This is a genomic window from Deltaproteobacteria bacterium (assembly GCA_019308995.1).
Lineage (GTDB): Bacteria > Desulfobacterota > Desulfarculia > Adiutricales > JAFDHD01 > JAFDHD01.
This window is the reverse complement of record JAFDHD010000001.1, coordinates 102,129-119,752: the sequence shown is the minus strand read 5'-3', so window position 1 is coordinate 119,752 and position 17,624 is coordinate 102,129. Positions and strand designations below refer to the sequence as shown.

Here is a 17,624-nt window from a genome sequence, read left to right as displayed (position 1 = left end):
CGTTTATCTCAACTCATCAGTCTCGTCCAGGCGCTCTTCTAGCTCCTCCAGCTTCAAGGCAACAGCTTCCCAGTTTTTCATGAGACCCTCGCTTTCAGTTTTCAGGCGGGTGTACTCCTGAAGAAGGACCCTGGATCGTTCTTGATCCTGGTAAGTTTCTGGGATGGCCAGCTGAGCGGAAATTTCATCCAGACGATTCCCGAGCTCGTCCAAACGTTTTTCGAGCTGATTCATCTCCTCAAGGAGTGGTGTTTTTAACCGATATAAACGCTGCCGGGCTTCGGCCTCAGCCCTTTTACGTACCTCCCTTTCGGCCCGGGTCACACTCTTGACAGGTTGTGCTTTTTTCTTCTCCTCGGCCGTGAGTGTCTTGTCCAGACGGGCCTCATTCTCATCGAAGTTTCCGAGATAAACTTCGACCCTGCCTTTGCAGACGATAGCGGTTTTATTGGCCACGGAGTTGATGAGCTTTCGGTCGTGGCTGATCAGGGCCAGACTGCCTTGATACTGCATCAGGGCCTGTTCGAGCATCACCTGCCCTGGGATGTCCAGGTGATTGGATGGTTCATCTAGAAGGAGGAGGTTAGGGCTGCTGAGCATGATCTTGGCCAGGATGAGGCGTGTTTTTTCCCCGCCTGATAGTACAGCCACCTTTTTAAGGACGTCGTCTCCGCGAAAGAGGAAGCTGCCCAGCATGGTCCGGAGTCTTCCGACGGTTTGATCAGGAGCGGCCACAGATAGTTCTTCCAGCACGGTCAGGTTCTCATCTAGTTCTTCAAGCTGATGCTGAGCAAAATAAGCCGGAACCACGCCTGGTCCTAGTTTTCTGGTCCCTGCCTGGCAATCCGTCACTCCGGCCAGGAGGCGCATCAAGGTGGTCTTGCCCGCGCCATTGGCGCCAAGAATAGCGATCCGGTCCTCGCGCTGGACGATGAAGTCCAGATCACGATAAACTGTCTGACGTCCGTATGACTTGGTCACGCCGACCAGCTCGACCAGCGTTTTTGGAGAACGCGGCGCCAGGGAAAAGGAAAAATTGATCTTTCTGCTTTTTGGCGAAGGAGCCTCGATCCGCTCCATTTTTTCCAGGGCTTTGATGCGGCTCTGAACCTGTCGGGCCGAGCTTTTTCGGACACGGCTTCGGTCAATGAAGCGTTCGACCTGTTTTATCCGTTCCAGCTGATGGGTATAGGCCGCGGCCTGAGCGGCCAGGCGTTTTTCCTTTTCCTTAAGGTATTGATCGTAATTACCTGGGTAGCTGATAACCTCGGCCCGGTCAATTTCCACGATGCGATGGACCAGGTTATTGAGGAACGTTCGGTCATGAGAAATAAGGAGCAGGGCTGAAGGGCAGGCCTTGAGGTAACTTTCAAGCCAGAGGAGGGAGTCCAAGTCCAGGTGATTGGTCGGCTCGTCCAGGAGAAGCAGGTCGGGTTCAGCCAGAAGCAGCCGGGCTAAAGCCGCTCGCATGACCCACCCGCCGGAGAATTCCTCGACCGGCCGGTCAAAATCAGCTTCAGCAAACCCCAAACCTTTGAGGATCTTGCCTGCCTGAGCCTCTAACTGATAGCCGCCCAAAATCTCGAAGAGATCGAGAAGACGGCTCTGCCGATTGGTCAGCTCAACCAGGGCTTCCTTGTTCGATGGATCCTTGTCAGCCAGCGCCTTCAGTTCCAGGGCCAGGTCTTGCAGTTCAGCTTCAACGGCCCGGGCCTCCTCAGCCGTGTCCATCACGAGCTGAAGCACGGTCTTGCCAGAAAAGGTCAGGACATCCTGCGGCAGGTAATCCAGACGCAGTCTCTTGGCCTTATGCACCTGACCGCCGTCCGGAGCTATGCGGCCAAGGATGATTCTGAGGAGAGTCGTCTTACCCGCGCCGTTGGGTCCAATCAGGCCCACACGTTCACCCGCCCTGATTTGCAGGCCGGCCTGCTTGAGAACATCCTGGCGGCCATAGAATTTGTCAATGTCCTGGAGCGTGACTAAGGTCATCAAGGATCAGTCCTTGGGCAAGGAGTGCAAGGCTCAGTCTGGCTAAAATTTTGTATGGGCAAGCCCTTTAGCCTCTTTGGTCCCCGCCTCTATCGGGTCAGGTTAACAAAAAAAATGGACCCGGGGAAGTCCACGAGTCCATTTGCAGTTCATTGTCTGATGCTAGGCGTTTTTTAATGCCAAACTCATGACTCTAATCCAAACTCTGCCAGATCGGGAGCAAGGTATGTTCGTTCGTTTTCACCAAGTATGCCCATGGCCAGGCAGATGATTGTCCACAAATGAACCGTATGGTGTTTAGCGTCTTCATAGTATTCTTGCAGATCGTGGATTTGAGAATGGCAGTTATGGCAAGGGGCAATGCAGTAATCTGCGCCCGTAGCTAAAATTTGATCCAGCTTTACCCTGCCATAGGCCCGACGCTCCTCAGGATAAATACTTTGCAGCGTGCCGCCGCCGCCGCCGCAGCAGTAGTTGTTCGATTTATTCGGGGTCATATCAATGAAGTTCTCTTCACCAACCACTGTCTTAATTACAAACCGCAGGTCATCAGCCACCGGATCGCCCAGCGACTTCCTGACGAGCTGGCAGGGGTCTTGAACCGTAAACTTGATCTTCAGGTCCTTGTTCCAGTCGGAGTTGACCTTGAGCTTACCCTCCCTGATCCATTGCGCGTAAAATTCGATGATGCTTCTGATTTCGAAATTGTAAGGGATGTTGAATTTTTTCAGTCCGGACCGGACTGCGAAGAATTCGTGGCCTCACTCAGTGTTGAGCCAGACCTTACAGCCCAAATCCTCCATCGCTTTGACTTTGACCCGTAAAATGTGTTCCCAGGCCTCGTCGTCCGCGAGAAACATACAGTAATTTTCCGCGGCCCAGCCTTTCGAACCATAAGTCCAATCTGCCCCAACAGCATCCATTATTTTCCAGAGCGGGACCATCTCGTCCGGCTCGGTCACCGGTTCGCGGGAATTCTGGTTAAGGAAGAAGTAGGCCCCTTTCTTATCCATAGGCGCCTGAAGATGCTCGAATCCTGGTTGTTCTTCTCTCACCTCTTCCGCCACGTCCTCGACCACAAATCTCCAGTCTTCTTCGGACGCCCCCATAGCACTGCAAGTATCTCTGGTAGCGGATAGATCGCATGACTTGAGAATGCCTGTGGGGCGCTTATCGCGCGGCCAGCTCGCTCGCGCTTGATAAACTAGCTGGGGAATGTCTATCTTCATGGGGCAGGCCGCAATACATCTCTGACACCCGGTGCACATCCAGACCCAGGGGGTGGTGAGAACCTCCTCGTCCATGCCCAGCAGGACCATTCTCAAGAATTTTCTGGGATCCATGTCGGCCAGACCCGAAGCCGGGCAGCCGCTGGCGCACGTGCCGCATGTAAAACAGAGGTCCAGGTTCCCTCCCTCTGGCAGAAGAGGCTGGATTCTCTGCTTAAACTCCCCTTTCTGTTCAGATAAAACAATGGGTTCTGCCATGTAAGAAACCCTCCTTGGAGCATATTTTGGCAGGCCGTTTTTACCTTGATTCAGCCATTTCTATCTAATTTTATACCAGCAGGACACCTTGATCAAGCCGTAAAAATCTGACCACCTTCTCAAGAAAGCCTGTAGCGAGTGAATATACAGGCTAGTCCCAGCCTTGTCAATCATTTTCATTTCGTATTTAAATCCACTGGGGATCAGGCATGACTCCATGTTCAGGCCCATGGGTACGGGTTAAGAATAAAAGGGAGAAATGACAGAAAAATTTACTTCTTTATCTTGGAAAACCATTCCTGTTTTGTTATTTTAGCTTTATACTTGGAGAAAATGTGGCTAAGGAGCTCGATATGAAATTATGGAGAGAGAAAAAGGACAATGCCTCGAAAATGGAGACTGGAGAGCGACGTCTAGGTCGAATTTCGGCCGGCCGCAGATGGATCCTGATTATACTCGGCATCTTCGGTCTTCTGGTCGTGATATGCGTTGTCATAATGATCGCCAACTACAGGTTTCCGTCGTTTTTCGAGGTTCAGGCCGACCAGGAGGCTGTCGGGCTGGCGTCTACCAGGACCATCATCACCTTGTCAGAGAAGATGACCAAACGCTGGCTGCCAAATGACAAATTTTATCCAACTATCTTTCTGGATAATCCGCAGAATTTTCAGCTAGGTCTCCTTGAGTCTGTCCGATACACCACCCGTGTTTTTCGAGACAAGCTGACCAGGTTGAGGACCACGGACAAGATTGACCCGGACATGGAGAAAGCATTTATCTATTATTCCAACGATCCCTTTAAGTGGATTATGCCTTCGGCTGAGAGTAAGTTCAGGGCTGGAGAAAAGAGTCTTAGGGATTTTGAGGCTCGGCTGCTTGCCCGTGAAGCCTACTTCTATCCGCGGGCGGATAATCTGAATGAAATCCTGAATCAGTATGCCTCCTTATTGGGCGGGGTCAACACCCGTCTTTCCAACGCGCCTCGGAGAAAGGACAGGGTTCTTTCAGCAGAGACGGCTGGAGACGAATTCACTAAAGGGGAAAAGCGTGTCCATATCAAGGTGCCCAGGACCAAGATTGATGACAATTTCTATTTTGCCAGGGGGGTGGCCTATGGCATCAGGCACATGATGATCGCCATAAAATATGACTTTAAGAATATCCTTGAAGTTAAAAACGCCGAAGAACTCCTGGATCGGGTTATTGAGCTGCTCAATGAAGCGCAGTTCGAACCCCTGGTTGTCCTCAACGGCTCCCGGGGGTCTATTTTCGCCAACCATTCGCTTCAGTTGATGTCCCTCCTGGAAGACGCGCGCCAGAAGATGCGCAGCCTCCAGGACATGATTCGCGAGTAAACGCTCTACCAGACCTTGCGTACTTTTACGCCGTGGTCGTCAAGGTAATCCTTGATCTGTTTGATGGTGTATTCCCCATAATGGGTTATTGAGGCGATCAGGGCGGCGTCAGCCTGAGCCTCGATCAGCACGGCGCGGAGATGCTCCGGACTGCCCGCCCCACCCGAGGCGATGACCGGGATATTCACGTTCGTGGAAATCAGCCGGGTCAGGGTCATTTCATACCCGTCTTTGGTTCCGTCCGCGTCAATAGAGTTCAGGCAAATCTCGCCTGCGCCGCGCCGCTCTGCTTCATGAGCCCACCACAAGGCATCCATGCCAGTCCGTTTCCGGCCGCCGTGAATGACAATCTCATAGCCGCAAGAGATTTGTTCAGTCTTTTCAACCTTTAACACGTCCATCCCCAGGACGATACATTGACTTCCAAAGGCTTCGGCCCCCTGTCTGATCAGCCCAGGGTTTTTAACGGCCGCGGAATTAATGCTGACCTTTTCCGCTCCAGCAAGCAGAACGCGGCGCATGTCTTCCATGGTGCGGATGCCGCCGCCTACGGAAAATGGGATAAAGATCTCTTCCGCGGTCCGGCGAACCACGTCAATCAGGATGTCGCGGCGATCCGAAGACGCGGTAATGTCATAAAAGACAAGCTCGTCCGCGCCGGCCTCGTAATAAAGACGCGCCATTTCAACCGGGTTCCCGATATCCACGTTGCCTTTGAACTTGATGCCTTTGGTCAGCTTACCGTTCCGGACGTCCAGGCAGGGTATGATCCTGCGGCTAAGCATCTTTTCCATTCCATTTACAAAAATTTTTCAAGATCTTCAGGCCCGGTCGCCCGCTCTTTTCAAGGTGAAACTGCACCGCCGCCAGGCTCCCCCGGGCGACGACCGAGGCAAAGTTCAACCCATAATCGGTCAACCCCACGACAAGGGATTCCTCTGCCGGGGCCGGGTAGTAAACGTGCACAAAATAAAACTCATGATCAGGGTCTAAGCCCGAGAAGACCGGGTGATCCTGCACAAACCTGATCCGGTTCCAGCCCATGTGAGGGACCTTGAGCCGCTGGCCGTTCTCAGACATATCCGAAGGAAAACGATTGACCTTGCCAGGTACCAGGCCCAGGCAGTCGGTCCCGCCGTCCTCCTCGCTGAAGTCAAAGATGATCTGCGTTCCCAAACAAATACCCAGAAGCGGTGTGCCTTTATTAACCACGGTTTTCAGGACTAGATCGAGCCCCGTGCGCTTGAGATCAGCCATGGCCGCACCGGCAGCGCCCACGCCAGGGAAGATGACCCGCTCGGCAGCTTCTATCTGGGCAGGGTCGCGGGTGATCTGGCAGTCAAAGCCAAGGAACCGCACCGCCTTCTCCACGCTAGGCAGATTCCCGGCCTTATAATCAACGATGGCGATCATTTTTATATTTGGGGGAAACTTCTTGAAAAAAGTTGCCCCCAAAACCCCTTTCAAAAATTTTTCACAGACTGCGACTGATAATACCGCTGCCTTGATTCACAACACCCGTGTCAGGGCGATGAAGTCTAAAGGAATCCATGCATAAAAATAAGGGCTTTTATAGAAATTTTAGAGGGTAAAGCGGGCTTGTGCAAGTTAAAATTTTTCAGTGTTCATAGACACCATCGGTACCCGGGCCGAAACCGATACGTCGGCGTTAAGAAAGCACTTCACACCCGACCAGATTAAACGGGCTACCATGCACCACACTAATAAAGCTTTTGAGAGATATTTTCAGATAGATATGGACGATGAAAGGGCTATTTACTCCTGCACCGATTCTGCACCTGGTTCAGAGGCAAATAACGGAGACAAAGTCGTTGATATTAAAGGAAAAATTGGTGCCGAAGGCGGGATTTGAACCCGCACGAGCGGAGCTCACCGCCCCCTCAAGACGGCGTGTCTACCAGATTCCACCACTTCGGCACGGATATTTAATTTTTTTACTTACTTTCCTCTTACCGCGTTTTGATCGGTTCTCCGCGCTCGATCGGGGTGCTCGTTTCAGCAGGCTCTTCCTGAGCAACAGGCTCCTTGACACTTTCCATCACTGAACTACCGAGGCGATGGCTCGACAGGAGATTCAGCCCCAGTGAGGTCAACATGAAGATGATTGCCGCCACAGCCGTCAGCTTGGTTAAAAAACTTCCAGCGCCCTGGCTCCCGAATATGGTCTGACTTGCTCCACCGCCAAAGGCAGCTCCGATGTCAGCTCCCTTACCTGTTTGGAGCAGCACGATCATAATGAGAGCCAAGCAGACCGCAATATGCAGTAAAATTATGAAAAAAGCCATTTAGCAATCAGGGACAAAAACTGTCCTCACGCTCCCTTGAAATTGATGATCTCAAAGAAAATATCCGGCTTTAAGCTGGCGCCTCCAACTAAAGCCCCGTCAATGTCCGGCTGGATTAAGAGCTCCGTTGCATTTTCCGGTTTGACAGAACCACCATACAGAATCCGAATGGAATTTGCAAGGTCTTTATCAAAGACTTTCTCAAGCATACCACGGATAACTGTGTGAGCTTCTTGAGCTATTTCCGGTGTGGCGGTTCGCCCGCTGCCAATGGCCCAGACCGGCTCATAAGCGATGATCAGTCTCTGGGCTGCCTCGATATCCAGCCCGGCTAACCCTTTATTTACCTGATTCTTGAGGATCTCGCGGGTCTGGTTGGCTTCCCTTTGCTCCAAGGTTTCACCGATGCAAACGATTGGCGTCAGTCCGTGGGTCATGGCGGTCCTTACCCGTTGGTTCACGGTTTCATCGGTCTCGCCGAAGTACTGCCGTCGTTCCGAGTGGCCAATGATGACCAATTTGATCCCAAGGCCCTTAAGCATCGGGACTGAGACCTCACCGGTGTAAGCGCCTTCCTCTTCCCAGAAAACGTTCTGGGCCGCAATCATGATGGATGAACCAGCCGCGGCCCGAAGCGCGGATTCCAGGGCCGCAAATGAAGGGGCCACCGCCACGTCCACTTCGAGATCAGAAGGCAGCAGGGTCTTGAGATGCTCGATGAAAGCCGCTGCCTCGGCTCCGGTCTTATACATCTTCCAATTGCCTGCAATCAGGGGCCGGCGATTTGAAAACACCTCGCTCATTCAAGATCCCTCCCTTTGATTTGTGCGGCGGGCATGCTCCTCAAGGGCCGTAATCCCAGGGAGCTGATCTCCTTCCAGTAATTTCAGGAAAGCACCGCCGCCAGTGGAGATGTAGGTCATGCGGGAAGACTCCCCTAGTCTATTCACCGCCACATCGGTGTCCCCGCCGCCGACGATGGTCAGGGAATACGAGTTGGCTATGGTATGAACCATCTGGTATGTCCCGCGAGAAAAGGCGTCTATCTCAAAGGCGCCCATGGGGCCGTTCCAGATAATGGTCTTGGCATCCTGCAGGGCCTCTGCAAATAGAGAGGAGGTCGCCGGACCAATATCAACGATCATCCAGTTTTCCGGTACTTCCTGGACCGTGGTCATCTTGGTTTCAGCCTTGGAATCAAAACGGTCAGCCACGACACAATCCACCGGAATATAGAACTTGATGCCTTGACGGCGGGCTTTACGCATTATCTCCCGCGCCGTTTCAACAAGGTCTTCCTCGACCAGAGATTTATGACCAATGGCAGGATAAATCGCCTTGAGAAACGTGTTGGCCATGGCGCCGCCAATAATGAGTTTATCAACTCTATCCACCAGGTTTTCAATGGCCGAGAGCTTGGAGGATACCTTGGCGCCGCCGATGACGGCCACGAAAGGTCGAGCCGGATCTTCCATGGCGCGGTAAAAGTAGGTCAACTCATTTTTCATCAGAAAGCCTGCCCCGCACACGGAAGCATGTTTGGTGATGCCGACCATGCTGGCGTGAGGCCGATGGGCGACCGCAAAGGCGTCGTTTATATAAACATCGCTGAGATTTGCCAGCTGCCGGGCGAATTCATCGTCATTTTTCTCTTCTCCAATATGAAAACGCAGGTTTTCCAAGAGCAGAATATCCCCGGATTTCATTTCTGAAATCAACTTTTGAATCTCTTCTCCGACACAGTCGGGAGCGAGGAGGATCTCCTTCTTCAGGAGCCGCCTCAAACGCCGAGCCACCGGGCTCAAGCTGAGTTCTGGCACCACCTTGCCTTTCGGTCGGCCCATATGCGAACACAGAATGACCCGCGCACCCTCGTCCAAGGCATAATTAACCGTGGGCAGGATGGTGCGAATCCGCATGTCGTCGGTGATGTTCAGGTTTTCGTCCAGAGGAACGTTCAGGTCAACGCGAACCAGAATTATTTTACCCTGGATGTCCACTTCATTGATGAACTTAAAGCGTTCCTCCGGGGAAGAAGTAAGAGACATAATGCCAAAACTGTCAGCCATTTGGACGAATCTCCTGGTTGCTGTTTTAAAAATTAATCATGATTATATTAGTTTTTGTTTCACCTGACGTCAAATACTTTTTCAAAGAAGCCCCTTTAAAACAGGCCGGGCCCTGAGACGAAGGTTCATGGGGTTTGTTCAAAGGCTTCGGGCCATCAGGATGGCGTCCTCCTGGTCTTCAGCATAGTAGTTTTTACGGCGGCCGGTCATAATGAATCCGGCCTGTTCATAAAGCTTACGGGCGGGCAGGTTAAAGACGCGAACCTCTAAAAAAATACGCCGCAGTTTTCGTTTCCGCCCCCAGTCGAACATGTATTCCAGGAGGAATCGGCCCAAGCCCATGCGCCTTCGATCCGACCTCAAGACCAGGTTGAGAATATGAATTTCCTCTCTGATAGCCCAAAAGACCAGGTAACCCAAGACCTCTTCCTTCTCGCGCACGACCAGCGAGACCGCGCAGGCTCTATGCAGCTCCGCCTTAAAACCGGCCCGTGACCAGGGATGCCGGAAAGAGGCCTTTTCAACAGCCAGAACCTGATCAAGGTCACACTCCCGCATCGGTTCGATTACGATTCGATCCAGCAAAGGATTCTTGTCCCTTAAAGAGGTCATGACAGGCTGAGGAAGAAGCAGGAAGCGGCCAACAAGAAGTGGAGAATGATGACTCCTTCAGCCCCCCCTGCTGGAAGAATGTCAGATTGCATGGCCGCCCTTCCCATGGTTAGTCTGGATAAATTATTACGATTAAGGATAATATACCTATGATCCCGGCGGCCATTGGATATCATCATGCGCCGCCTCGTGGTTTCCCTTAACCGCGTCATCAGTCCAGGAGATAAGAATCCAGGCTATAAGTATCTGGGCATAAATAAACCGGCTGTTGATTCAGACCAGTTCTGAAGTTGTCCTTTGCTGATATTTTTTTAATCTTCCGAACGACGGCTCAAGACTTCCCCGGCGACATTTATACTGTTGCGGCCGTAAGCCCCAACCATTTCAGCCAATTCGGCCAATTCAGTTTTTTCCCGCGATTGAATCAGTTTAATGAGCATGGGCAGATTTACACCGGTCAGTACCTCAACCTTGGCGGCGGATAAAAAGGAAAGGCTCAAATTCGAGGGAGTTCCCCCAAACATATCTGTCAGGATGATGATCCCGTCTCCTTGATCAACCTGGTTAATACTTTTTTCAATTTCGGTCCGCATAACCTCTGTGGAGACCTGCAGATCGATTGAAACGGATATTATCCCTTCGATCCTACCAAGAATAAACTCAGCCGTGCTAATCAATTCAGCGCCAAGCCGACAGTGAGTTACGATGACAACACCAATCATAAATTTTTTCCTTGATTTATATCCCGGTGCCGAACCGAGATACGATATGGCTTTCCTTCAAACCGCTGCGCCAGTTCATGGGATATGGTCACCGAGCGATGTCGTCCTCCTGAACAGCCAATAGCGATGGTCAGGTAAGATTTGCCTTCATTCTGGTAAAGAGGGAACAGCTGTTCGAGGAGATTTGAAAAGTCGGTGATAAACTGAAGACTCTCATGGCGCGACATCACATATTCAATAACCTCGGGGTCCAGGCCGTTAAGTTCCCGTAAGTCATCCTGATAATAGGGATTAGACAGAAAACGCACATCCATTATGATATCAGCCTCATGTGGAATACCATGTCTGTATCCGAATGAAAGCAGCTCGATGGACATCCCATCCTTGGCCTTGGCAAACTTTTGAACGATCAGGTCCCTTAATTGATGAACATTAAACTCAGATGTGTCCACTACCTGGTGAGTCGCCTCTTTGACCGGGCTCATCATCTGACGTTCCTTCTCAATAGCCTCAAGCAATTTCCCTTCCTGTGCCAAGGGATGGGGACGGCGGGTATAAGAAAAGTTCCGCGCCAGTGTTTCGTTGGAGGCCTCAAGGAAAACCATTTGCAGATCATAGTTATCGGATTGAATCTGAGTAAAAACCTCCTGGAAGTTCTGAACAAAGTTCCTTTCCCGCATATCCATAACCGCCGCCAGTTTGAGGAACTCCGAACTGGTTTGATTATACAGCGAGAGAAATTTGGGCAGCAACAGGACCGGCAGGTTGTCAATACAGAAAAAGCCCTGGTCTTCCAGGGCTGCAAGAGCCGTGGTTTTTCCAGAGCCGGATAGGCCGGTTATGATAACGATACTGCCGCGCCGTTGATCCATGTGTTTTTCCGGAACTTCCAAAGAAGATTCCAAGACTGGACTGCAGACAGCAGAAGCTCGTCTTTAACGGCCAGCTTAGAACTCATCATCCTGGGAAGCGATTAGTTTATAAATTTCTGAGCTTCCTTTGGCGGCGTAAAGCTCCTGCCTGAAGGAAGCATCTTTAAGCAGCCTGGAAATCTTGGCCAGGACCTTGAGATGAATCCCGCTTGACTTTCCCGGGGCAAGGATAAGGAAAAAAAGATGCACCGGCTGGCTATCCAGGGATTCAAAATCCACCCCGGCCAGGCTTCGGCCAAAGGCGACCAGTGTTTTGTTGATATCTTCGTACTTGCCATGGGGGATGGCAATACCATCTCCGATACCAGTACTTCCCAACTTCTCCCGCTCAAGGAGAACCTTGAGCAGCGGTTCTGGGTCCAACTGCTCCTGGGAGGCCAAAACAGAGCACAGCTCTCCCAACACCTCTTTCTTATTCCTGCCAGCCAACTCAGAAATTGTAGCCTTTTCTTTTAAAATATCTGTAAGTTTCATTATTACTTCCCATAGTTATGGCTAATTATTCTGAAATTGGCTCGATTAGTCCATAGTTTCCATCCTCACGACGATACAGGATGTTAATAGCCCCTGTTTCCGCGTCAGTAAAGACTAAAAATTGTTCCTGCGAAAGATTAAGCTGCATAACTGCCTCGTCCGTATCCATGGGCTTGGCAAAAACCTGCATGGAACGAATGATTTCCGGTCCTTTATCTGATTCGTCTTCAACGTCAGAGGCAATGACGTCCATGCGAACGCTTCGAGCCTTGACCCGCTTGCCAGACTTACGCCTTTTTATCTTCTCCCGGTACCGTTTCGCCTGTTTATCCATCTTATTAATAACCGTGTCAATAGCGGAATACATGTCCCCTGTCTGCCCTTGGCCCTTTATCTTGAGACCGTCGGAAATAATGCTGACATCCGCAGTATGCCTGAATTTTTCCACGGATAGAACGACATGAACCTCCATCACAGAATCGAAATATTTTTCAATACGGGAAATTTTCTCATAAGCATAATCTTTTAATGCGTCTGAAGGTTCCATATGTCGAAATGTAACAGAAAGTTGCATGAATAATCTCCTTTAATAACTAATTCTTGCCGTGCGTTTGCGATGCGGCTAGAAGTGCTTTTTCCTTTTGCTCGATGACAGAATACCCAGCATGTCCCTGTACTTAGCTACTGTCCGTCGAGCGATGTTAATATTGGACGCCCTTAAAATTTCAACAATGCGCTGATCAGATAGGGGCTTATGGGGGTCCTCGGCGGCTATGATTTTCCGGATGCGTTCCTTAACGCTTTCCGAAGCCAAGGACTCACCGTCAAATTTACTTATGGAGCTGTTGAAAAAGAACTTCAGCTCAAAGATTCCTTGGGGTGTATGGACATACTTGTTACTGGTTACCCGGCTGATGGTGGATTCGTGCATCTCAACATCTTCAGCCACATCCCGCAGCACCAGTGGTTTGAGGTAGGGGATGCCTTTATCCAGAAATTCACGCTGAAATTTGATAATTGATTCTGTGACGCGGTAAATAGTTCGCTGCCGCTGATGAATGCTTCTAATCAGCCAGACGGCGGACCGAAGCTTGCCTTGGATGTACTCCTTGGTCTGGTCTGAGACGGCCTTCCGATTGGTAAGAATATCCCGGTAGTACCGGTTAACCTTGAGTCGAGGCAGCCCGTCTTCATTTAGTACGATGACATACTCACCACCGATCTTGTAAATATAAACATCAGGCGTAATATACTGTGGCTCCTCGGTGATAAATGACCGCCCGGGTTTGGGTTCCAAATTGAGGATGATCTCAACGGCTTCGAAGACTTTCTCCTTGCTGGTCTTAAGCTTTCTAGCGATCTTTTGATAATTCTTCTTTTCCAGTTCAGACAGGTGCTCGGACACTATCCTTTCAGCAAGGCTCCCTGTCTGCCCCAGGTATTTTAACTGAATGAGAAGGCACTCGCGTAAATCACGGGCAGCGACTCCGACCGGGTCCAGTTCCTGAACCTTGGCCAAGACCTGCTGCACCTCCTCCAGCGGCATGTTTTCCATGACCGTGATCTCTTCCAGGCTTATCTGCAGGTACCCGTCCTCGCCGAGGTTGCCGATAATCTGGGCGGCTATGAGGTCTTCCCGGGGGGTGAGGTCGCCCATGCGCCATTGCCAGGTCAGGTGGTCAACCAGGGAGGTTTTTGCTGAAATAAAGGTTTCGTAATTACTCTCTTCCGGGACTTCACGCATGCTCGGGGCTGAAGATGAACTGTATTCATCCAGATAACTTGCCCAGTCAATATCTTCCCGGGCCTTTTCTTCCACCCGAACCTCGGTAAAATCATTCTCAGAGACAGTTTTTGGCTGCTCGCCGTCAGGCCCATCCCCTTCATCAGTAATTATATCCTCATCCTGGTCTGTTTCCAGGACAGCGTTCTCCTCAAGCTCCTGACGAATGGTCTGCAGCAGCTCCAACCGTGATAGCTGAAGCATCTTAATGGCCTGCTGCAACTGGGGAGTCATCACCAGCTGCTGGGTAAGTTTGAGGGTTTGTCGTAATTGCAGGCCCATGGATATCTATATATTAACCTGAAGATTAAAGCTTGAAATTATCACCCAGATAAACCTTACGGGCCAGTTCACTGTCCGCGATCTTCTCTGGCGAACCTTCCTCAATGACGACCCCATCATTGAGAATATAAGCCCGGTCACAGACGCCCAAGGTTTCCCGGACATTGTGATCCGAGATTAGAATCCCAATGCCCTGCTTCCTGAGATGTAAGATGATGTTCTGAATATCAATCACGGCCAGGGGGTCAATACCGGCGAAAGGCTCATCTAAAAGGATAAAGCACGGTACGGTGGCCAGGGCTCGGCTTATTTCCACACGTCGCCGCTCACCGCCGGATAAGGCGTAAGACTTGGTCCTGGCCAGGTGCGCAATGCCCAGTTCCTCGAGCAGCTCTTCCAGTCGGCGCTGCCGTTCGGCCCGTGAGAGGCGTAAGGTCTCCAGGATGGCCAGAATGTTATCCTGAACCGTTAATTTTCGAAAGACGCTCGGTTCCTGGGGGAGATAGGAAATGCCTTGCCGGGCGCGTTTGTACATCGGAACCTGGGTCAGGTCGGTTTCATTAAGAAAAACGCGGCCTCCATCCGGCTGAATCAAACCAACGGTCATGTAAAAAGTGGTTGTTTTTCCTGCACCGTTAGGGCCTAAAAGTCCCACAATCTCACCATGGTCGAGTTTGAAAGAAATCCGGTCCACTACTCTTTTCCGCCCATAGCTCTTGACCAGTTCCTCAGCCCTGAGCCTGACCTCCGGAGCCTTGGACGAGAGGTCTCGTAAAACAGGCGTCTTGACGGCTAGGGAAGACATTACGGGTTCACCTTGCCGCTGTTTTTTTTCACTGGAGCCTGTCCCTTTGTTTCTGGCGGCTGATAAAAGGTGGCGCTGACCTTTTTCTTTGGTCCGCTCTCAATGACGCTCCGGTCCTCATCAAGATAAACCGTGATTCGGTCGCCGCATAGGAAATCCTTGCCGCGCCAGACGCGGGGAGAGTCGGTCAGGATAATCAAACGCGATTTAGCTTCATAAACCGCTTTTCCAGAAAGGGCGACCCTGTTTTTCAGGGTGACCTTGACATGCCCTTCAGCCTCTAACCGTATGATCTCATGATGGATTTCTGTTTCTTTACCTGATGGACTTTCAGGGGAGGGATCTGATTTGGCAGAAGACGCCTTATGAATCGAGCCTTTGTCCTTTGCCTTTGGTTTAACCCTCACTTCTTTATAGTATGCCCGTGCCTGATCGCAGGTCAGGACGAAATCCTCCCAGCGAATGGTGATGTTTCCGGTTAAAAGGACCACCTTCTTCTTATCATCGGCTTCAAGGCGGTCTGTGACGATTTGTATTGAACCGTGGGGCGCCTTTTTTTTCTGCAAAGTTGAAGGAGGTTTGACTTTTGAAACATCCTGCTCAATGGAAGCCGCACTCGCCTTCCGGGTTTGCGCCTCTGCAGACAGGACCCTGCCCGGGCTAGTTGACAGGAGTAAAAAAGGGGACAAGAGTAGAAAAAGAAAGACGATGGAAATCTTCATTTCTTTAATGAAGCTCCTAGGTTGTCTTGAAAAAAATCCTGGTTTTCTGACCTATCTGCAAAAGACGGTTACCTATATCCAAGGACAAACCGCGTCCCTCCAGGGTAAGTTTGGGACCGACGATTCTGAAGCGGCCTGGAATGAGCACCTGGTTTGTGTCCACTTTATAAATCAGCTCCCTTGCTGTGACGCGATAACCTTCGAGGTTATGGACCAGAACGCGGCCGCTGAGGCGAACCAGGTTGATCTTTCGATCATAATCGGCCTTTTCTCCGGTCACAATGATCACTCCCTGGGAAGCGCGAAGAAGGGCTATCTCAACCTGATCAAAATGAAGAAGCTGCGCGGCTTTGGAGTATCGCAGCGTGTCGGCCTTGAGAGTCCACTCCTTACGCCCTTCTTTCATTTCCGTATAATTCACACCTTTGAGGTGCATGTCCACATTTATCGGCAGCAGGCTGAGCGCCCGTGTGGGAGCAGGGTGCAGGTGTTTCCCCCAGAAGAACAAGCCCACACTCGCCACGGCTAGGGCTACCAAGGAGGTTAGGAGCAGGATTTTGACTTTCCGTAAATGCAGCACACCCTTTCTCCAGCGGTCAATTCACCGAGATCCTTTCTGTTCAATCAAATAATATCAGGGAAGTCGAAACCTGTAAAGCAAAAATTATGCCGATATTCAACAATCAGAGGCAGGAAAAGAAACAATAAGCGTACCGAAGCAAATTAAAAATACCTGGCCGCAACCTCCTCCCAGAGTCCTCGACCCTTCAGGATCATTTCAGCCATCTCCCGGACTGCACCCCGGCCGCCGGCATTCTGGCAGACATAATGCGCTACGGCCTTGACTTCAGGCCTGGCGTCGGCCGGGGCTATGGCCAGGCCGACCCGGCGCAGGACCGGCAAATCAATCAAATCGTCCCCGGCAAAAGCTACCTCCCGGTCGCTCAAGCCTAACTCTGCCAGTATCTCCTCATAGGCCTTGACCTTGTCCTTTGCCCCCTGGCGGATGATGGTCACTCCCAGTTCTGCCGCCCGAAACTCCACCACCCGACTCTCACGGCCGGTCAGAAAGGCCGCTCGAAGCCCGGCCCGTACGAGCCATTTAATGCCGGTGCCATCTCGAACATCAAAGAACTTGCTCTCGATGCCGTTATTGTCAATAACAATGCGCCCATCGGTCAGGACCCCATCCACGTCAAAGATAACCAGCTTGATCGGCTCAATTCGGGTCCGGTCAGGATTCACGCCTGGTCTCCTTTAATTCGCGTTTGACTACCGAATCTATCTCCTTCAGGAGCCGAAGCAGGTTCGGGTAATGATCTTGAGGTAGTAAATTGGGGCCGTCACACAGGGCGCAATCAGGATCAGGATGCACCTCCATAAAGACCCCGTCCACTCCGGCCGCCACCGCGGCCCGGGCCAGCGGTCCCACGAACTGTCTTTCACCCCCGGAAGCACCCTGGCCGCCCCCGGGCAGCTGAACACTGTGAGTGGCGTCAAAGATAACCGGATAGCCGAACGAGCGCATAATGGGCAGCGAACGCATATCCACGACCAGATTGTTGTAACCAAAGGAGGTGCCTCGTTCGGTGATCATGATATTCTCATTGTCTGCCGCGGTAATCTTCTTAATGACGTAACGAATATCCATTGGAGCCAGGAACTGGCCTTTTTTGACATTGACGACCTTTCCCGTCCGGGCCGCTGCCTGAACGATATCCGTCTGACGACTCAGGAAGGCCGGGACCTGAATGACGTCAAGGACCTCGGCCGCGGCCTCAGCCTCAGCCACCGAGTGAACGTCGCTCAGGACCGGGACCCCGACCTCTTCCCGAATTTTTTTAAGCAGAGCCAGGCCTTCTTTCAATCCGGGGCCGCGAAAGGAATGGATATCGGTTCGGTTGGCCTTGTCATATGAGGCCTTAAAGACATAAGGCAGACCCAGCTTTTCAGTTTCGGTCTTCAGGAAGCGGGCCAGGTTCAACACCATCTCCGGTTCCTCGAGAACGCAGGGTCCGGCCACCACCAGCAGCGGCTGATCACCCCCGACCGCAAGGTCGCCGATATGTATAATCTTCGTCAT

Annotated in this window: 20 protein-coding genes and 1 tRNA gene; 2 read left to right on the top strand and 19 right to left on the bottom strand. The window is 51.4% G+C overall.

The window, feature by feature from the left end; all coding sequences use genetic code 11:
* Positions 1-3: 3 nt before the first annotated feature.
* Both JRI95_00575 and JRI95_00570 read right to left on the bottom strand, forming a co-directional pair.
* Positions 4-1,992, bottom strand: coding sequence for an ABC-F family ATP-binding cassette domain-containing protein (locus JRI95_00575; GenBank protein MBW2060035.1), 1,989 nt, complete (start codon positions 1,990-1,992; stop codon positions 4-6).
* Positions 1,993-2,177: 185 nt separating this feature from the next.
* Positions 2,178-3,479, bottom strand: a complete 1,302-nt coding sequence (locus tag JRI95_00570; protein ID MBW2060034.1) for a (Fe-S)-binding protein — start codon at positions 3,477-3,479, stop codon at positions 2,178-2,180.
* Between the two features lie 353 nt (positions 3,480-3,832).
* Here JRI95_00570 and JRI95_00565 point away from each other — a divergent pair, with 353 nt between their 5' ends.
* Positions 3,833-4,834 carry a DUF2333 family protein gene (locus tag JRI95_00565; protein ID MBW2060033.1) on the top strand — a complete coding sequence of 334 codons (1,002 nt, stop codon included), beginning with the start codon at positions 3,833-3,835 and terminating at the stop codon, positions 4,832-4,834.
* Between the two features lie 5 nt (positions 4,835-4,839).
* Here JRI95_00565 and hisF read toward each other — a convergent pair whose 3' ends face one another.
* Positions 4,840-5,619, bottom strand: a complete 780-nt coding sequence (gene hisF / locus JRI95_00560) for an imidazole glycerol phosphate synthase subunit HisF (protein MBW2060032.1) — start codon at positions 5,617-5,619, stop codon at positions 4,840-4,842.
* Positions 5,612-6,247 carry an imidazole glycerol phosphate synthase subunit HisH gene (gene hisH, locus JRI95_00555; protein MBW2060031.1) on the bottom strand — a complete coding sequence of 212 codons (636 nt, stop codon included), beginning with the start codon at positions 6,245-6,247 and terminating at the stop codon, positions 5,612-5,614. The genes hisF and hisH overlap by 8 nt, the downstream gene beginning before the upstream one ends.
* A 298-nt stretch (positions 6,248-6,545) precedes the next feature.
* On the opposite strand from hisH, the gene JRI95_00550 reads away from it, so the two are divergent.
* A complete protein-coding gene (locus JRI95_00550) occupies positions 6,546-6,707 on the top strand; it encodes a hypothetical protein (GenBank protein ID MBW2060030.1) in 162 nt (53 codons plus the stop codon).
* Here the strand turns inward: JRI95_00550 and JRI95_00545 are convergent.
* The 15 genes from JRI95_00545 to kdsA form a co-directional block, all read right to left on the bottom strand.
* A tRNA-Leu gene (locus tag JRI95_00545) sits at positions 6,686-6,772 on the bottom strand. The two genes, JRI95_00550 and JRI95_00545, sit on opposite strands and share 22 nt — an antisense overlap.
* A gap of 32 nt (positions 6,773-6,804) precedes the next feature.
* A complete protein-coding gene (gene secG / locus JRI95_00540) occupies positions 6,805-7,140 on the bottom strand; it encodes a preprotein translocase subunit SecG (protein ID MBW2060029.1) in 336 nt (111 codons plus the stop codon).
* Between the two features lie 26 nt (positions 7,141-7,166).
* Positions 7,167-7,943, bottom strand: a complete 777-nt coding sequence (locus tag JRI95_00535) for a triose-phosphate isomerase (protein ID MBW2060028.1) — start codon at positions 7,941-7,943, stop codon at positions 7,167-7,169.
* On the bottom strand, positions 7,944-9,188 hold the full coding sequence (locus JRI95_00530) for a phosphoglycerate kinase (protein MBW2060027.1): 1,245 nt from the start codon (positions 9,186-9,188) through the stop codon (positions 7,944-7,946).
* Between the two features lie 159 nt (positions 9,189-9,347).
* Positions 9,348-9,821, bottom strand: a complete 474-nt coding sequence (gene rimI / locus JRI95_00525) for a ribosomal protein S18-alanine N-acetyltransferase (protein ID MBW2060026.1) — start codon at positions 9,819-9,821, stop codon at positions 9,348-9,350.
* Between the two features lie 311 nt (positions 9,822-10,132).
* On the bottom strand, positions 10,133-10,543 hold the full coding sequence (locus JRI95_00520; GenBank protein MBW2060025.1) for a PTS sugar transporter: 411 nt from the start codon (positions 10,541-10,543) through the stop codon (positions 10,133-10,135).
* Positions 10,540-11,415 (bottom strand): RNase adapter RapZ, encoded by an 876-nt coding sequence (rapZ, locus tag JRI95_00515; protein ID MBW2060024.1) that lies wholly within the window; start codon positions 11,413-11,415, stop codon positions 10,540-10,542. Before rapZ ends, JRI95_00520 begins: the two co-directional genes overlap by 4 nt.
* A 75-nt stretch (positions 11,416-11,490) precedes the next feature.
* Positions 11,491-11,949 (bottom strand): PTS sugar transporter subunit IIA, encoded by a 459-nt coding sequence (locus JRI95_00510; GenBank protein MBW2060023.1) that lies wholly within the window; start codon positions 11,947-11,949, stop codon positions 11,491-11,493.
* A gap of 25 nt (positions 11,950-11,974) precedes the next feature.
* Positions 11,975-12,523 carry a ribosome-associated translation inhibitor RaiA gene (gene raiA / locus JRI95_00505; protein ID MBW2060022.1) on the bottom strand — a complete coding sequence of 183 codons (549 nt, stop codon included), beginning with the start codon at positions 12,521-12,523 and terminating at the stop codon, positions 11,975-11,977.
* Between the two features lie 48 nt (positions 12,524-12,571).
* Entirely contained in the window at positions 12,572-14,014 is a 1,443-nt protein-coding gene (rpoN, locus tag JRI95_00500) for an RNA polymerase factor sigma-54 (protein MBW2060021.1), read from the bottom strand.
* Between the two features lie 25 nt (positions 14,015-14,039).
* Positions 14,040-14,819 carry an LPS export ABC transporter ATP-binding protein gene (gene lptB, locus JRI95_00495; protein ID MBW2060020.1) on the bottom strand — a complete coding sequence of 260 codons (780 nt, stop codon included), beginning with the start codon at positions 14,817-14,819 and terminating at the stop codon, positions 14,040-14,042.
* Complete coding sequence (locus JRI95_00490; GenBank protein MBW2060019.1) at positions 14,819-15,541, bottom strand: hypothetical protein; 723 nt, start codon at positions 15,539-15,541, stop codon at positions 14,819-14,821. The genes lptB and JRI95_00490 overlap by 1 nt, the downstream gene beginning before the upstream one ends.
* Before the next feature lie 16 nt (positions 15,542-15,557).
* Positions 15,558-16,121, bottom strand: coding sequence for an LPS export ABC transporter periplasmic protein LptC (gene lptC / locus JRI95_00485; GenBank protein MBW2060018.1), 564 nt, complete (start codon positions 16,119-16,121; stop codon positions 15,558-15,560).
* 143 nt (positions 16,122-16,264) lie between these two features.
* Positions 16,265-16,786: an HAD hydrolase family protein gene (locus JRI95_00480; protein MBW2060017.1), complete on the bottom strand. Its 522-nt coding sequence runs from the start codon at positions 16,784-16,786 to the stop codon at positions 16,265-16,267.
* Entirely contained in the window at positions 16,776-17,624 is an 849-nt protein-coding gene (gene kdsA / locus JRI95_00475) for a 3-deoxy-8-phosphooctulonate synthase (protein MBW2060016.1), read from the bottom strand. Before kdsA ends, JRI95_00480 begins: the two co-directional genes overlap by 11 nt.

Bases quoted from the DNA above. Each gene is read 5' to 3' on its own strand.
- rpoN (MBW2060021.1), bottom strand. From the start codon at position 14,014: ATGGGCCTGCAATTACGACAAACCCTCAAACTTACCCAGCAGCTGGTG.
- secG (MBW2060029.1), bottom strand. From the start codon at position 7,140: ATGGCTTTTTTCATAATTTTACTGCATATTGCGGTCTGCTTGGCTCTC.
- JRI95_00575 (MBW2060035.1), bottom strand. From the start codon at position 1,992: ATGACCTTAGTCACGCTCCAGGACATTGACAAATTCTATGGCCGCCAG.
- hisF (MBW2060032.1), bottom strand. From the start codon at position 5,619: ATGCTTAGCCGCAGGATCATACCCTGCCTGGACGTCCGGAACGGTAAG.
- raiA (MBW2060022.1), bottom strand. From the start codon at position 12,523: ATGCAACTTTCTGTTACATTTCGACATATGGAACCTTCAGACGCATTA.
- rapZ (MBW2060024.1), bottom strand. From the start codon at position 11,415: ATGGATCAACGGCGCGGCAGTATCGTTATCATAACCGGCCTATCCGGC.
- JRI95_00530 (MBW2060027.1), bottom strand. From the start codon at position 9,188: ATGTCTCTTACTTCTTCCCCGGAGGAACGCTTTAAGTTCATCAATGAA.
- hisH (MBW2060031.1), bottom strand. From the start codon at position 6,247: ATGATCGCCATCGTTGATTATAAGGCCGGGAATCTGCCTAGCGTGGAG.
- JRI95_00510 (MBW2060023.1), bottom strand. From the start codon at position 11,949: ATGAAACTTACAGATATTTTAAAAGAAAAGGCTACAATTTCTGAGTTG.
- lptB (MBW2060020.1), bottom strand. From the start codon at position 14,819: ATGTCTTCCCTAGCCGTCAAGACGCCTGTTTTACGAGACCTCTCGTCC.
- rimI (MBW2060026.1), bottom strand. From the start codon at position 9,821: ATGACCTCTTTAAGGGACAAGAATCCTTTGCTGGATCGAATCGTAATC.
- kdsA (MBW2060016.1), bottom strand. From the start codon at position 17,624: ATGACGAAGATTATACATATCGGCGACCTTGCGGTCGGGGGTGATCAG.
- JRI95_00550 (MBW2060030.1), top strand. From the start codon at position 6,546: ATGCACCACACTAATAAAGCTTTTGAGAGATATTTTCAGATAGATATG.
- JRI95_00535 (MBW2060028.1), bottom strand. From the start codon at position 7,943: ATGAGCGAGGTGTTTTCAAATCGCCGGCCCCTGATTGCAGGCAATTGG.
- JRI95_00520 (MBW2060025.1), bottom strand. From the start codon at position 10,543: ATGATTGGTGTTGTCATCGTAACTCACTGTCGGCTTGGCGCTGAATTG.
- JRI95_00490 (MBW2060019.1), bottom strand. From the start codon at position 15,541: ATGAAGATTTCCATCGTCTTTCTTTTTCTACTCTTGTCCCCTTTTTTA.
- JRI95_00565 (MBW2060033.1), top strand. From the start codon at position 3,833: ATGAAATTATGGAGAGAGAAAAAGGACAATGCCTCGAAAATGGAGACT.